The sequence below is a fragment of the Plantactinospora endophytica genome, assembly GCF_016862915.1.
GTDB classification, from domain to species: Bacteria; Actinomycetota; Actinomycetes; order Mycobacteriales; family Micromonosporaceae; genus Plantactinospora; species Plantactinospora endophytica.
On the sequence record NZ_BONW01000021.1, the window covers coordinates 308,617 to 323,059 of the forward strand.

Sequence of the window (14,443 nt, forward strand, 5' to 3'; positions counted from 1 at the left end):
AGCGGGACCCCGGACGCGCGGCGTTGGTACGCCCGCGCCGGAATCCCGCGCTCACGCGGATCCCGGTGGAACCTGCTCGTGCCGCCGACCCGGCGACGGGTCGGTCAGAAGCCCGGACCGTGCTGGTGGCCGTGGCCGTGCCCGTGGCCACCGGCGGCGGCCGGCTCGGCCTTCTCCGGCTTCTCCACGACCAGGCTCTCGGTGGTCAGCAGCAGTCCGGCGATCGACGCCGCGTTGGTGACCGCGTTGCGGGTCACCTTCACCGGGTCGATGATGCCGGCCTTGACCAGGTCCTTGTATTCGCCGGTGGCGGCGTCGAGGCCGTGGCCCCAGCCCTGCTCGGCGACCTTCTGCACGACCACGTAGCCGTCGTGCCCGGCGTTCTGGGCGATCCACCGCAGTGGCTCGACCAGCGCCTTGCGGACGATCGAGACGCCCACCTTCTCGTCACCGGTCAGGCCCAGGTCGCCGTCGAGCGCGGAGAGGATCTGCACCAGTGCGGCGCCGCCGCCCGGTACGGTGCCCTCCTCGACCGCGGCCTTGGTCGCGGCGATGGCGTCCTCGATGCGGTGCTTGCGCTCCTTCATCTCGACCTCGGTCGCCGCACCGGCCTTGATCACCGCGATGCCGCCGGAGAGCTTGGCCAGCCGCTCCTGGAGCTTCTCGCGGTCCCAGTCGGAGTCGGACGCCTCGATCTCCTTGCGGATCTGGGTGACCCGCTCGGAGACGTCGTTGTCCCGGCCCCGGCCGTCGATCACGGTGGTGTTGTCCTTGTCGATCACCACGCGCCGGGCGGTGCCGAGCACCTCCAGGCCGACCGAGTCGAGCTTGTAGCCCAGCTCGGGGGCGACCACCTCGCCACCGGTCAGGATCGCCATGTCCTGGAGCATCGCCTTGCGCCGGTCGCCGAAGCCGGGCGCCTTCACCGCGCAGACCTTGACGGTCTTGCGGATCGCGTTGACGACCAGGGTGGAGAGCGCCTGCCCCTCCACGTCCTCGGCGATGATCAGCAGCGGCTTCGCCGTCTGGAGGACCTTCTCCAGCAGCGGCAGCAGCTCCTCGATCGAGGAGATCTTCTGGGTGGTGATCAGGATGTACGGCTCGTCGAGCACCGCCTCCTGCGCCTCGGTGTCCGTGACGAAGTTCGGCGAGATGAAGCCCTTGTCGAACTGGAGGCCCTCGGTGACCTCCAGCTCGGTGGCCAGGGTCGAGCCCTCCTCGACGGTGATCACACCGTCCCGGCCGACCTTCTCCATCGCCTCGGCGATCAGGTCACCGATGGTGGCGTCCTGCGCCGAGATCGTCGCCACGTGCGCGACCGACTCCCGGCTGCCCACCTCGACGGCCTTCTCCAGCAGCGCGGAGGAGACCTTCTCGGCGGCCAGGTCGATGCCGCGCTTCAGCCCGGCCGGGCCGGCACCGGCGGCGACGTTGCGCAGGCCCTCCCGGACCATCGCCTGGGCCAGCACGGTGGCGGTGGTGGTCCCGTCGCCGGCGACGTCGTTGGTCTTGGTCGCCACCTCCTTGACCAGCTGCGCGCCGAGGTTCTCGTACGGGTTGGTGAGCTCGATCTCCTTGGCGATGGTCACGCCGTCGTTGGTGATCGTCGGAGCACCGAACTTCTTGTCCAGGACGACGTTGCGCCCACGCGGGCCGAGAGTGACCTTGACCGTGTCCGCGAGCGTGTTGACACCGTGCTCCAGCAGGTGCCGGGCGTCATCCGAGAAGCTCAGAATCGTCGCCATTGTGTTAACAGGGTCCCTTCACGCAGCGCTGCCCCGGCCCGGCAGGGCCGGTCCGGGGCAGCGTCACTGGATCGGTCAGATCACTTCTCGATGACGGCGAGGACGTCGCGGGCGGAGAGCACCAGGTACTCCTCGCCGGCGTACTTGACCTCGGTGCCGCCGTACTTCGAGTAGATGACCGTGTCGCCGACCTTCACGTCAACCGGGATCCGGTTGCCGTCGTCGTCGAAACGGCCGGGGCCGACAGCGAGGACGGTGCCCTCCTGCGGCTTCTCCTTGGCGGTGTCGGGAATCACGATGCCCGACGCCGTGGTCGTCTCAGCCTCGTTCGCCTGGACCAGGATCCGGTCCTCGAGCGGCTTGATCGCAACCTTGGTCGCGGTAGTCACGGGCATACCCTCCTGGGGTACTGGTTTCTTTACCGGCCGGCGAGCCGACCAGCGTCAATCTGCCACATGCCACCGGGCGGGGCCGTCGTCGCGGGTGCCGGTCCGCCTGGCGTTCAGCTCCCGGACGCGGGCCCGAAAGCTGGCACCCTCGGTTTGAGAGTGCTAACCGCAGGTTATGCCGGTGGCTAGCACTCCGTCAAGGAGAGTGCCAACCCGACACGCCCGCTCCGGCTCCTGGCCGGCACAATGCTCCGGTGGATCTGGAGCAGCTCGCCGCGCTGCGTACCCCGGAAGGGGTGACCGCGCTGGCCACGGCGACCGGGCTGGCCGGCGGCGACCCGCTGGCGGCGGCGGCCACGCTGCGCTCGGCCGGGGTACCCGCCGGGCTGGCCGCCGCCGCGCTGACCCAGGCCGAACTGCGGCGCCGGGCGGCGGCCAAGTTCGGCCCGGACGCGGCCGGGATGTTCTTCACCCGGGCCGGACTGGAGCAGGCGACCCGGGCCGCCGTGGCGGCGCGGCGGGCCGCCCGGTTGCGCGCCGCCGGGGTGGACACCCTGGTCGACCTCGGCTGCGGCCTCGGCGCGGACGCCATCGCCGCCGCCAGGGCCGGCATCCGGGTGTACGGCGTCGAGGCCGACCCGGTCACCGCGGCGATGGCCGCCGCGAACGCCGGGGCGGCCGGGGTGGCCGACCGGTTCACGGTGGCCCTCGGCGACGCCACCGAGTTCGACGTCACCGCCGTCGACGGCGCCCCGGCCGACGCGGTCTTCTGCGACCCGGCCCGGCGCAGCGCCGGCACCGGGCGGCGGATCTTCGACCCGGCCGCCTACTCCCCGCCCTGGGACTTCCTGCTCGGCCTGGCCGGGCGGGTCCCCCGGACGGTCTTCAAGGTCGCGCCGGGGATCGAGCACCGGCTGCTGCCGACGGGTGCCGAGGGCGAGTGGGTCAGCGTCGACGGCGACCTGGTCGAGGCGACCGTCTGGTCCGGCCCGCTCGCCGCCGCGCCCCGCCGGGCCACCCTGCTCGCCGGCGCTGCGGTGCACGAACTGACCGGCGACGGCACCCGGCGGGCCCCGGTCGGCCCGGTCCGGCGGTACCTGTACGACCCGGACCCGGCCGTGGTCCGGGCCGCTCTGGTCGCCGAGTTCGCCGGTACGGTCGACGGCACGCTCGCCGACCCGGAGATCGCGTACGTCTACGCCGACACCCCCGCCCCGACCCCGTACGCCCGGTGTCTGGAGGTGGTCGAGTCGATGCCGTTCTCGCTGAAGCGGCTGCGGGCCCGGCTGCGGGAGCTGCGCGTCGGGCGGGCGGAGATCCTGAAGCGCGGTTCGGCGCTGGAGCCGGAGCGGCTCCGCCGCGACCTGCGGCTGGCCGGTACGGAGGGGATCAGTCTGGTGCTGACCCGGGTGGCCGACGCCCCCACGGTGCTGCTCTGCCGGCCGGTGCCGATCCCGGAGCACGCGTCACCGATTCGATAGGGTGCGGATCGTGGCAGGCAGGGGTACCCCGGCGACCGCGCTGCTGACCCGGCAGCGGGTCGCACACACGCTGCACCCGTACGACGTCGCGCCGGACACCCCGAACTACGGCGCCGAGGTGGCGGCGGCGCTCGGCGTACCGCCGGAACGGGTCTTCAAGTCGCTGGTCGCCAGCGTCGACGGGGTGCTGACCGTGGCGGTCGTACCGGTCACCGGCGAACTCGACCTGAAGACCCTGGCGACGGCGGTGGGTGGCAAGCGGGCGACGCTGGCCGACCGGACGCTGGCCGAGCGGACCACCGGTTACGTCCGGGGCGGGATCAGCCCGCTGGGGCAGCGCAAGGCGTTGCCGACCGTGGTCGACTCCTCGGCCGAGCGGTTCCCCACCGTCTACGTCTCGGCGGGTCGCCGTGGGCTGCAACTCGAACTCGCCCCGGCCGACCTGATCCGGCTCACCTCCGCCACCACCGCGCCGGTCGCCGCACCCTGACCCCGGCTCACCACCTCCGCCACCACCGCGCCGGTCGCCGCACCCTGACCCGGTTCACCACCACCGCCGCCATCGCGCCGGTCGCCCGGCCGTGACCCCGACCGGCCGGTGCCGGTGCCGGTGCGATCCGGTGCGTCCGCACACGCTCCGGGCGTCCTGACACGCCGGTGGCCACGGACGATCATTTCCGGCGTATCGCCGCTGGCCAATGCCGGGATGTCCGTCACGTTGCTGAATTGTTATCCCCTACAACAAACTCGTGCCCCGGCGACCTTGCCCCGACGACTCCCCGCGCAATACGTTGCCGGACACAACAAAAGTGAGGCGGGCGGTCGCCACAGCCCACCGACGCTCCGCCGGATCGCGACCCGGCGGAGCCGATCCGAGGCAGCCCAACGGGGGGAGGCCACCGGGTGCCACGGCGACCCGCTCGGGCGTACCACCGCTCCGACCCGAGACACCACACCCACCCCGAAAGGACCCGTGCAATGCGCAGAGGGATCCTCACCATCGCTGCCGTGGGCCTGCTGACCACGGGTGGCCTCGCCGCCTGCGGTGACGATGCCGGCGACGGCGGCGGTAGCACCGCCGAGCCGAAGATCGGCGTCATCCTTCCGGACAGCGCCTCCTCGGACCGTTGGGAGACCGCCGACCGCAAGTACCTCGAAGCGGCGTTCAACGCCGCCGGGGTCAAGCACACCATCCAGAACGCCCAGAACGACAAGGCCCAGTTCCAGACCATCGCCGACCAGATGATGACCGACGGCGTGACCGTCCTGATGATCGTCAACCTGGACTCCGGCACCGGCAAGGCGGTACTGGACAAGGCCAAGACCCAGGGCGTACTCACCATCGACTACGACCGGCTGACCCTCGGCGGCTCGGCCGAGTACTACGTCAGCTTCGACAACGAGGCGGTCGGCAAGCTCCAGGGCGAGGGCCTGGTCAAGTGCCTGACCGACAAGGGCGCCAAGAACCCGGTCATCGCCGAACTGAACGGCTCGGAGACCGACAACAACGCCACGCTGTTCAAGAACGGCTACGACGGCGTACTCAAGACCAAGTACGACTCGAAGGAATACACCAAGGGCCCGGACCAGTGGGTACCCGGCTGGGACAACGCCCAGGCCGGCACCATCTTCGAGCAGATGATGACCCAGCAGAACGGCAAGATCGACGGCGTACTGGCCGCCAACGACGGGCTGGGCAACGCGGTCATCTCCGTACTGAAGCGGAACAAGCTGAACGGCAAGGTCCCGGTGACCGGCCAGGACGCCACCCTCCAGGGCCTGCAGAACATCCTCGCCGGCGACCAGTGCATGACCGTCTACAAGGCGATCAAGCAGGAGGCCGACGCGGCTGCCGAGCTGGCGATCGCACTGGCCAAGGGTGAGAAGAAGGCCGCACCCACCACGGTCAAGGACCCGGAGGGCAACCGGGACGTGCCGGCGGTGCTGCTCGAACCGAAGGCCATCTACAAGGAGAACGTGAAGGACGTCGTCGCCGACGGCTTCATCACCAAGGAAGCCCTCTGCACCGGCGCGTTCGCCGCCGCCTGCACCGAGGCCGGCGTGAGCTGATTCGGGTACGGCGCCTGGCCCGACCGGGCCTCGCGCCGAGGAAGCCGCCCGGTACGGAACCATCCGTACCGGGCGGCTTCCTCGCCCGACCGAAACTGGACCGGACCCGTGGTCGGAAACCCCGCGATCGGCACCCCGCACCCGGACACCCCGTGCAAAGGAGACCTACCCGTGTCCGCGACACCCCTGCTGGAACTGCGCGGGATCGACAAGAGTTTCGGTCCCGTCCAGGTCCTCCGCGACGTCGACTTCTCGGTCAACCCCGGCGAGGTGACCGCCCTCGTCGGCGACAACGGCGCCGGCAAGTCCACCCTCGTCAAGTGCGTCAGCGGCATCTACTCGGCCGACGGCGGCCAGGTCCTCTTCGAGGGCCGACCGGTGCAGATCCACAACCCCCGGGACGCCGCCTCGCTCGGCATCGAGGTCGTCTACCAGGACCTCGCGCTCTGCGACAACCTCGACATCGTGCAGAACATGTTCCTCGGCCGGGAGAAGCGCCGCGGCCTCGTCCTCGACGAACCGACCATGGAGCAGATGGCCGCCGAGACCCTGGCCGGGCTCTCCGTCCGAACGGTGAAGTCGCTGCGGCAGCACGTCTCCAGCCTCTCCGGCGGGCAGCGCCAGACCGTGGCGATCGCCAAGGCGGTGCTCTGGAACAGCCGGCTCGTCATCCTGGACGAGCCGACCGCCGCGCTCGGTGTCGCACAGACCGCCCAGGTGCTCGAACTGGTCCGCCGGCTGGCCGACAACGGGCTCGCCGTGGTGCTCATCTCGCACAACATGAACGACGTCTTCGCCGTCTCCGACCAGATCGCCATGCTCTACCTCGGCCAGATGGTGGCGCAGTTGCGCACCAGCGACGTCACGCACGCCCAGGTGGTGGAGCTGATCACCGCCGGTCGCAGCGGCGGCCTCGGCCTGGCCGGCGAGAACGGCAACGGCAAGCGCGACACCCCACCCACCGAGACGACGAGCGCAGGAGCCGACAGATGAGCGCCGCCCCTCCCACCACCGTGGTGCCGCCGGTCGAGGTGCCGGCCGCGCCGGTGCCCACGGTCGGCAGCCACCTTCGGGACTACTGGGCCCGGGTACGCGGTGGCGACATGGGTGCGCTGCCGGCCGTACTCGGCCTGATCGCGCTCTGCGTCGTCTTCACCGCCCTGCGCCCGAACTTCATGACCGAGGGCAACTTCGCCAACCTCTTCACCCAGGGCGCGGCGGTCGTGCTGATCGCGATGGGGCTGGTCTTCGTCCTGCTGCTCGGCGAGATCGACCTCTCCGCCGGCTTCGCCAGCGGGGTCTGCGCGGCGGTCCTCGCCCAACTGGTCACCCTCCAGGGCTATCCCTGGTGGGTCGCGGTCGCCGCCGCGATCGTCACCGGAGTGGTGATCGGGCTGGTCATCGGCTTCCTGGTGGCCAAGGTGGGCATTCCGTCCTTCGTCGTCACCCTCGCCGCGTTCCTCGCCTTCCAGGGCGTCGTGCTGCTGCTGATCAAGGGCGGCACCAACGTCTCGATCCGGGACGAGGTACTGGTGGCGATCGCCAACCGGAACATGCCGCCGTGGCTCGGCTGGGCGCTGACCCTGCTCGGCGTCGCCGGCTACGCCCTCGTGCAACTGCTCCGGCACCGCAACCGCAGCGCGCTCGGGCTGGTCACCGAGCCGCTCGCCGTGGTGCTGATCCGGATCGGCGCGCTGGCGGTGCTCGCCGGTACCGCCGTCTACCTGCTGAACCTGGAACGCAGCCGGAACGTGCTCGTCTCGCTCAAGGGCGTACCGATCGTGGTGCCGATCATCGTGATCCTGCTGGTCGTGCTCACCTTCGTACTGCAACGCACCGCGTACGGCCGGCACGTCTACGCGGTCGGCGGCAACCGGGAGGCGGCCCGCCGGGCCGGCATCAACGTGGACCGGATCCGCATCTCGGTCTTCGTGATCTGCTCCTCGATGGCCGCGATCGGCGGCATCGTGGCGGCCAGCCGGGGCACCTCGGTCGACGCCAACACCGGGGGCAGTAAGGTCCTGCTCTACGCGGTCGGCGCGGCCGTGATCGGCGGCACCAGCCTCTTCGGTGGCAAGGGCCGGATCGTGGACGCGGTACTCGGCGGCGCGGTGATCGCGGTCATCGACAACGGGATGGGGCTGCTCGGCCGCAGTTCCGGCTTCACCTTCGTGGTGACCGGTTTGGTGCTGCTGCTGGCGGCCAGTGTGGACGCGCTTTCCCGACGCCGGGCCGCCGCGACCGGTAACCGATAAGGGGCACGATGCGCGCAGGGCCGAGCCAGGAGGAGATTCGCCGGCAGAATCTCGGCGCGCTGCTGCGGTACGTCCACATCCACGGCGCCACCTCCCGGGCGGAGCTGACGACCTCGCTCGGGTTGAACCGGAGCACCATCGGCGCGCTGACCGCCGAACTGGCGGCGGCCGGACTGGTCAGTGAACGGGCACCCCGGGAGACCGGGCGGGCCGGACGGCCGTCGCTGGTCGTCCGGCCCGAGTCGGGGCGGGTCTTCGCGTACGCGTACAGCATCGAGGTGGACCGGCTGCGGGCCGCCCGGATCGGCCTCGGCGGGGTGGTGCTGGACCGGCGGCAGGCCGACCGGCCGCCGGGGCTGCCGGCGGTGGACAGCCTGCCGCTGCTGGCCGGCTTCGTGAAGGAGATGCACCAGTCGGTGCCGGACGGCTCGGTCTATGTGGGCAGCGGCGTGGCGGTCTGCGGTCGGCTGCGCCGCCCGGACGGCGCGGCGAACGTCCGGCCGGACAGCGCCGCCTGGTCCGACGGCGGTGAACTGGACAAGCTACTGGCCGAGGCGCTCGGCGAACTGCTGCCGCAGGAGCGCCCGGTGCTGGTCAGCAACGCCGCCGACGCCAGCGCGGTCGCCGAGCACGCCCGGGGCGCGGCCAGCGGCTACGACGACGTCATCTACCTGCACCGGGACGTCGGCATCGACGCCGGGATCATCGTCGGCGGCCGGCGGCTGACCGGGCAGGGCGGCTACGCCGGCGAGGTCGGTCACATGGTGGTGCAGCCCGGCGGGCGGCCCTGCGGCTGCGGCTCGTACGGCTGCTGGGAAACCGAGATCGGCGAGTACGCGATGCTCCAGGCCGCCGGTCGGGGCGACACCGCCGGCCGGGAGGCCGCACTGCGGCTGGTCGACGCGGCTGCCCGGGGCGACGCGAACGCCCAGGCCGCGATCCGGCAGGTCGGCGACTGGCTCGGCTTCGGCGTCGCCAACCTGGTCAACATCTTCAACCCCGGCGTGGTCATCTTCGGCGGCACCCTGCGGGACGTCTACCTCGCCGCGGCGGCCCGGGTCCGCAGCCGGCTCAACTCGCTGGCCCTGCCCACCCCGCGCGAACAGGTCCGACTGCGTACCCCCCAACTGGGCGAGGACGCCGCGCTGGTCGGCGCCGCCGAACTCGCCTTCGAGCACCTGCTCGCCGACCCGCTCGACGCGGGCTGACCGACGAGCTGCGGCGTACGCTGTCCGACGTGGACGGGCAACTGCGTGCCTCGGACGAGGACCGCCAACGGGTGGTCGCCGACCTGCAACGGCACACCGAGCAGGGCCGGCTCAGCCTGGACGAGTTCTCCGAGCGGGTCGGCGCGGTCTACACCGCCCGTACCCTAGGCGAGCTGGCCACCGTCACGCACGACCTGCCGGCGGTACCGGCGCCCGAGCCGACCGCCAGCACCGGCGGTGCCGGCAGTCGACGGGAACTGCTGGTCGTCTTCGCAGTCGCCGTCGCCACCCTGGTCCTGCTGGTGATCTTCATGGCGGTCACCCGCTGAGCCGACTTCCCGTCGGTGCTTTGTCCCCCTGTCGGGACGGACGTCGCATTTCAGCCTGCTCAGGGGTGGTGGCGCAGGCGTTCTTCCACACATGTGGTTGCCCGCATCAATGGTGCATCCTTGAATGACCCCGTTGGTTCGGGACGTCAACGACTTACTTCGGTTATTGGAGAAAGCTGGCATGACCACGTTCGAGATCTGCGTCGACAGCGTCGAGGGGACGCTGGCCGCGGAGCAGGCCGGTGCCGACCGGGTGGAACTCTGCGCGGCGCTGTTCGAGGGCGGGTTGACCCCGAGCATCGGCACCATCGAGCTGACCCTGCGGCACGCGGAGCGAATCCGGGTGCACGTGCTGGTACGCCCCCGGGGCGGTGACTTCATCTACTCCCCGTACGAGGTGGACGCGATGGTCCGGGACGTGCAGGCGGCGGTGACCGTCGGGGCGCACGGGATCGTGATCGGTGCCCTGACCCCGGAGGGCGACGTCGACGTACCCGCCATGCGTCGGCTGCTCGCGGCGGCCGACGGCGCCAGCGTCACCTTCCACCGCGCCTTCGACATGGTCCGGGACCCGTTCGAGACGCTGGAGCAACTGGTCGACCTCGGCATCCCCCGGGTGCTCACCTCCGGCCAGGAGGAGAACGCGCTGGCCGGCGCCCCGCTCATCGCCGACCTGGTGAGCAAGGCCGACGGCCGGATCGCGGTGATGGCCGGCGGCGGGATCAACGAGCGCAACATCGCCCGGATCGTCGCCGCCACCGCTGCCGACGAATACCACTTCACCGCCCGGGTCAGCGCGGACGGCCCGGCCGTGCACCGCAATCCGGTACCCCGGATGGGTGGGGTGCTGAGCCGCCCGGAGTACCAGCGTTCGGAGACCTCGCCGGAGCGGATCGGCCAGATCATCGGCGCGGTGCGCTCGTAAGCTCCCCGCTCGGCTCTGCTGGCTCGGCCGGCCGTTGGCTCGGCTGGGTCGGCTCGGTGGTTGCCGGCCGGTCAAGTTCCCGCCAGGCCGGCAGGACGAACGGCAACAGCGTCACCAGCAGGTACGCGGCGCCGAACGCCAGGCTGGCGGCCGGCAGCCCCAACTCCTGCACGGCGAGACCGCCGAGCAGCCCGCCGAGCGGAATTCCGGCCCAGGCCGCCGCGTGGGTCAGTCCGAGCACCCGGGCCCGGAGCCGTTCCGGGATGCGTTCGAAGCTGACCGCGCCGAGGATCGGGTTGACCGCCGCGACGGATACTCCGGCGACGAACGAGATCAGGTAGATCGCCCAGAGCTGGTCCAGCAGGGCGAGCGCGACGAACCGGGGTGCGCCGGCGAGCAGGAAGCCGACCGCGAAGACGGCGAACCGGGGTACCCGGGACGCCAGCACGGTGAAGACGACGTTGCCCAGCACCGCGCCCGACGCGAAGCTCGCGGTGAGCAGGCCGAGCGCCGTCGACGACCGGACCACCTCGCTCGCCCAGACCGGGCCGAGGATCGCCGTGTACGCCGCGTCGGCCAGGTTGGTCACCAGCAGCATCAACACGATGCCGTGCACCAACCGGTCCTGCCGCAGGTAACGCAGTCCGGTCCGGAGCGCACTCAGGTACGGCTCCCGGTCCTGAGTGTCACATTGCGCGGCGTCCACTTCGGAGGATGATCTCGCCCCGGCGAGCCGGCGCGCGGGCACCAGGACGGCGAGCACCGCCGCCGCGAGCAGGAACGTCACCGCGTCGAGGAGCAGCACCAACGGGGCGTCGAGCACGGCGATCAGCAGCCCGGCCAGCGGCGCGCCGAGCAGCGAGGCGAGCCGGCTGAGCCCGTCGTGCAGGCTCGTCGCCCGGGTCATCGGGGTGCCCGCCACGGCCACGGTCTCGGGGAACACCACCCGTTTGGCGCTGTCGCCGAACCCGCGCAGCAGCCCGGCCGCAGCGACCAGGCCGATGAGCAGGGAGAAGGACAGTGCCCCCGCCAGGTGCAGCACCGGTACGGCGGCCACCGCCGCCGCGCTGGCCAGGTCGGCGACGATGCTGGTCCGGCGGGCGCCGATCCGGTCGATCAGTGGGCCGCCGAGGGCGCAGGCCAACACGTACGGCAGCATCTCGGCGAAGGCCACCACGCCGGTCCGGGCCGCGCTGCCGGTGACCACCAGGGTGAACCAGGGCAGCGCCACCATGCTCATCCGGCTGCCGACCAGGGAGATTCCTTCGGCGACCAGCAGCCCGACCAGTGGCCGGCGATCCCGGGTCATCGGTCCGTCTCCTCCGACTGCCCCGGAACCTCCCCCGGCTGCTCCGGCGCCTGCGGCGGCTCGCCGCGTGGTCGGACGAAGGGCATGAGCTGCGCCTGCACCATGAACGGTTCGGCGTCGTCCGGTGCCGGTACGCCCGGCTCGTCACGGCGGTACCGCTCGATCAGCTCGTGCAGCGCCTCGGAGAACTCCACCGCCTCGGCCGGGGTCAGCCGGAGTTGCCAGTTGCTCAGCGTGGACGACCGCCCCCACTCCTCGGGCAGGCTGGCCATCTCGTTCAGCCACCGGTCCATCCGCTCGGCGTAGAGCGCGGCGACCGAGCGCAGGTACGTCTCGACGTCCGGCAGCGCCTCCCGACCGACCTCGCTGGTCAGCCGGGTGTTCCGGTGCGCGGCACGCCACCACCGCTCCCGCCCGGCACCGCGCCCCGGCTCCTCGACCACGAAGCCGTACTGGGCGAGTTGCCGGAGGTGGTAGCTGGTGGCGCCGGTGGACTGGCCGAGCCGCTCGGCGAGCAGGGTGGCCGTGGCCGGACCGTGCTCCCGCAGCGTGTTGAGCATCCGGACCCGCAGCGGGTGGGCAAGGCCACGTAGCGACGTCGGATCCAGCCGGACTTCGTCCCTAGACATATTTGCAACGCTACCGTTGCAAAGAACTCTTTGCAAGGCTACGACCGGCGGTGCGTGCCGGACCGGGGTGTGGTCGTTCGGCACGCTGTCGAGCTGGGTGCACAGACGGGGCACTCGTCGGTCGCCTCTGACCGGTAGCCGGTGGGTGCACAAGCGGGGCAGCTCGACAGTCTGCGCACCGGGGTCGGTCAGCTCGGTGGCCACACACCCATGCACACCCGGCCGAAGCCAGTCGTCGACAGTGGATTGCCTGGCCACCGGGCCCGCCAGCCCGGTGCCGCAGTGGCTCAGGTGCGGTCGCCGTGCCAGGAGCGCCACAGCGCGGCGTACGAGCCGTCGGCGGCGACCAGTTCCGCGTGCGGGCCCAGCTCGGTGATCCGGCCGTCCTCGACCACGGCGACCCGGTCCGCGTCGTGCGCGGAGTGCAGCCGGTGCGCGATAGCGATCACCGTACGGCCGCGCAGCACGGCGGCCAGCGACCGCTCCAGGTGCCGGGCGGCCCGAGGGTCGAGCAGCGAGGTGGCCTCGTCGAGTACCAGGGTGTGCGGGTCGGCGAGCACCAGCCGGGCCAGCGCGAGCTGCTGGGCCTGGGCGGCGGAGAGCTGATGGTGGCCCGAGCCGACCTCGGTCTCCAGCCCGGCGGGAAGCTGCTCCGCCCAGTCCAGCGCGTCAACGGCGGCTAGCGCGGCGCGTACCTGGTCGTCGGTGGCGTCCGGGCGGACCATGGTGAGGTTGTCGCGGAGCGTACCGAGGAAGACGTGGTGTTCCTGGGTGACCAGCGCGACCTCGGTGCGCAGGTCGGCCAGGGGCAGGTCGGCGAGTGGGACCCCGCCCACGGTGACCGAGCCGCTGCCCGGCCGGTGGATCCCGGCCAGCAACCGGCCCAGGGTCGACTTGCCGGCCCCGGACGGACCCACCATCGCCAGCCGCTCGCCGGGGGTCAGGGTGAGGTTGACCCCGTGCAACACGTCCCGCCCCGGCTGGTAGGCGTACCGCACGTCGTGCGCGGCCAGCCGCTGGTCCACCGGCCGATCCGGCGAAACGGTCCCGTCGGCCGGGTCGTCGGTCGGCTCGGCGGTCGATCCGGCGGTCGGCTCGGCGGTCGACTCGGCGGCGTCGGGGCGCTGGGCCACGCCGAGCAGCCGGGCCAGGGACGCGCCGCCGACCTGCACCTCGTCCAGCCAGGAGAGCAGCCGGTCGATCGGATCCATCAACTGCTGCACGTAGAGGGTGGCGGCGGTGATCTCGCCGAGCGTCACCCAGCCCTCCACGTAGAACCAGCCGCCGAACACCAGCGTCGTGACGACCGGCAGCACGTAGCCCGTCTCGGCCAGCGGAAAATAGACGGTACGCAGGAAGAGCGTGTACCGCTCGGCCGCGTACGACCGGCCGATGTCGGCGTCGGTACGCGCCCGGCGCCGGGCCTGCTGCCGCAGCGCCTCGGTGGTCCGCGACCCCTCCACCGTCTCGCTGATCCCGTCGGTGATGTCCGAGTAGGCGGCGTTCTCGGCGAGATAGCCCGGCGTGGCCCGGCGCAGGTACCAGCGGGTGGCCAGCCACAGGATCGGCACCGCGACCAGGGCCGGCAGCATCAGCAACGGATCGGTCAGCAGTACCGCGCCGATCACGAAGAACGCCGTCACGATCGCGATCAGCGTCTCCGGTACGGCGAACCGGACCGACCGGGACAGCGCGGCCACGTCCCGGCTGCTCCGGGTCAGCAGGTCGCCGGTGCCGGCGCGCTCCACCGTGGACAGTGGAATCGCCAGGATCCGGTCGACGAACTCCTCCCGCAGTTCGGCGAGCACCCGTTCGCCGAGCCGGGCCGAGGCGAAGTGGGCGAACCGGATCAGCACCGCCTGCGCCAGCACGAATCCGGCGATTGCCAGCGCGATCCGGTCCACGGTCACCGCACCGGTTCCCCGGGAGATCGCCTCGACCAGGTCACCGAGCAGCCGGGGCGCGGCCAGCCCGGTAATCGCGGCCAGCGCGTGCAGCCCGAGCGCACCGGCCAGGGCGCGTGGGTGCCGGCGGAGCAGGCTGCGGGCGTACCGTCGCACCTGCGCCCTGTCGGCGACCGGCAGCGAGTCGCGGGCGGTCATC

The 14,443-nt window shown here is 71.7% G+C and carries 13 protein-coding genes; 8 read left to right on the forward strand and 5 right to left on the reverse strand.

Going from position 1 to position 14,443, the window contains the following annotated elements; translation table 11 throughout:
- Positions 1-104: 104 nt before the first annotated feature.
- Both groL and groES read right to left on the reverse strand, forming a co-directional pair.
- Positions 105-1,745, reverse strand: a complete 1,641-nt coding sequence (gene groL / locus Pen02_RS22385; protein ID WP_203868040.1) for a chaperonin GroEL — start codon at positions 1,743-1,745, stop codon at positions 105-107.
- 80 nt (positions 1,746-1,825) lie between these two features.
- On the reverse strand, positions 1,826-2,134 hold the full coding sequence (gene groES / locus Pen02_RS22390) for a co-chaperone GroES (protein WP_101371543.1): 309 nt from the start codon (positions 2,132-2,134) through the stop codon (positions 1,826-1,828).
- A 254-nt stretch (positions 2,135-2,388) separates the two neighbouring features.
- On the opposite strand from groES, the gene Pen02_RS22395 reads away from it, so the two are divergent.
- The 8 genes from Pen02_RS22395 (at position 2,389) to Pen02_RS22430 (ending at position 10,402) form a co-directional block, all read left to right on the forward strand.
- Positions 2,389-3,615 (forward strand): THUMP-like domain-containing protein, encoded by a 1,227-nt coding sequence (locus Pen02_RS22395; RefSeq protein WP_203868041.1) that lies wholly within the window; start codon positions 2,389-2,391, stop codon positions 3,613-3,615.
- 10 nt (positions 3,616-3,625) lie between these two features.
- Entirely contained in the window at positions 3,626-4,105 is a 480-nt protein-coding gene (gene ybaK, locus Pen02_RS22400) for a Cys-tRNA(Pro) deacylase (RefSeq protein WP_203868042.1), read from the forward strand.
- Positions 4,106-4,593: 488 nt separating this feature from the next.
- Entirely contained in the window at positions 4,594-5,685 is a 1,092-nt protein-coding gene (locus tag Pen02_RS22405; RefSeq protein ID WP_203868043.1) for a sugar ABC transporter substrate-binding protein, read from the forward strand.
- 171 nt (positions 5,686-5,856) lie between these two features.
- Positions 5,857-6,678, forward strand: coding sequence for an ATP-binding cassette domain-containing protein (locus Pen02_RS22410; protein ID WP_203868044.1), 822 nt, complete (start codon positions 5,857-5,859; stop codon positions 6,676-6,678).
- Positions 6,675-7,940, forward strand: a complete 1,266-nt coding sequence (locus tag Pen02_RS22415; RefSeq protein WP_203868045.1) for a sugar ABC transporter permease — start codon at positions 6,675-6,677, stop codon at positions 7,938-7,940. The genes Pen02_RS22410 and Pen02_RS22415 overlap by 4 nt, the downstream gene beginning before the upstream one ends.
- Before the next feature lie 8 nt (positions 7,941-7,948).
- Positions 7,949-9,148: an ROK family transcriptional regulator gene (locus Pen02_RS22420; protein ID WP_203868046.1), complete on the forward strand. Its 1,200-nt coding sequence runs from the start codon at positions 7,949-7,951 to the stop codon at positions 9,146-9,148.
- A 29-nt stretch (positions 9,149-9,177) separates the two neighbouring features.
- Entirely contained in the window at positions 9,178-9,477 is a 300-nt protein-coding gene (locus Pen02_RS22425; RefSeq protein ID WP_203868047.1) for a DUF1707 SHOCT-like domain-containing protein, read from the forward strand.
- 181 nt (positions 9,478-9,658) lie between these two features.
- Positions 9,659-10,402: a copper homeostasis protein CutC gene (locus tag Pen02_RS22430; protein WP_203868048.1), complete on the forward strand. Its 744-nt coding sequence runs from the start codon at positions 9,659-9,661 to the stop codon at positions 10,400-10,402.
- Here Pen02_RS22430 and Pen02_RS22435 read toward each other — a convergent pair.
- The 3 genes from Pen02_RS22435 to Pen02_RS22445 all read right to left on the reverse strand — a co-directional run bounded on the left by Pen02_RS22435 (position 10,380) and on the right by Pen02_RS22445 (position 14,442).
- Entirely contained in the window at positions 10,380-11,711 is a 1,332-nt protein-coding gene (locus Pen02_RS22435) for an MFS transporter (protein ID WP_203868049.1), read from the reverse strand. The two genes, Pen02_RS22430 and Pen02_RS22435, sit on opposite strands and share 23 nt — an antisense overlap.
- Positions 11,708-12,340, reverse strand: a complete 633-nt coding sequence (locus Pen02_RS22440; protein WP_203868050.1) for a helix-turn-helix domain-containing protein — start codon at positions 12,338-12,340, stop codon at positions 11,708-11,710. The genes Pen02_RS22435 and Pen02_RS22440 overlap by 4 nt, the downstream gene beginning before the upstream one ends.
- Positions 12,341-12,627: 287 nt before the next feature.
- A complete protein-coding gene (locus tag Pen02_RS22445; protein ID WP_203868051.1) occupies positions 12,628-14,442 on the reverse strand; it encodes an ABC transporter ATP-binding protein in 1,815 nt (604 codons plus the stop codon).
- Position 14,443: the final 1 nt, after the last annotated feature.

Coding starts and splice junctions, on each gene's coding strand:
- Pen02_RS22430 (WP_203868048.1), top strand. CDS start 9,659: ATGACCACGTTCGAGATCTGCGTCGACAGCGTCGAGGGGACGCTGGCC.
- Pen02_RS22420 (WP_203868046.1), top strand. CDS start 7,949: ATGCGCGCAGGGCCGAGCCAGGAGGAGATTCGCCGGCAGAATCTCGGC.
- Pen02_RS22405 (WP_203868043.1), top strand. CDS start 4,594: ATGCGCAGAGGGATCCTCACCATCGCTGCCGTGGGCCTGCTGACCACG.
- Pen02_RS22435 (WP_203868049.1), bottom strand. CDS start 11,711: ATGACCCGGGATCGCCGGCCACTGGTCGGGCTGCTGGTCGCCGAAGGA.
- Pen02_RS22415 (WP_203868045.1), top strand. CDS start 6,675: ATGAGCGCCGCCCCTCCCACCACCGTGGTGCCGCCGGTCGAGGTGCCG.
- groL (WP_203868040.1), bottom strand. CDS start 1,745: ATGGCGACGATTCTGAGCTTCTCGGATGACGCCCGGCACCTGCTGGAG.
- Pen02_RS22445 (WP_203868051.1), bottom strand. CDS start 14,442: ATGACCGCCCGCGACTCGCTGCCGGTCGCCGACAGGGCGCAGGTGCGA.
- Pen02_RS22440 (WP_203868050.1), bottom strand. CDS start 12,340: ATGTCTAGGGACGAAGTCCGGCTGGATCCGACGTCGCTACGTGGCCTT.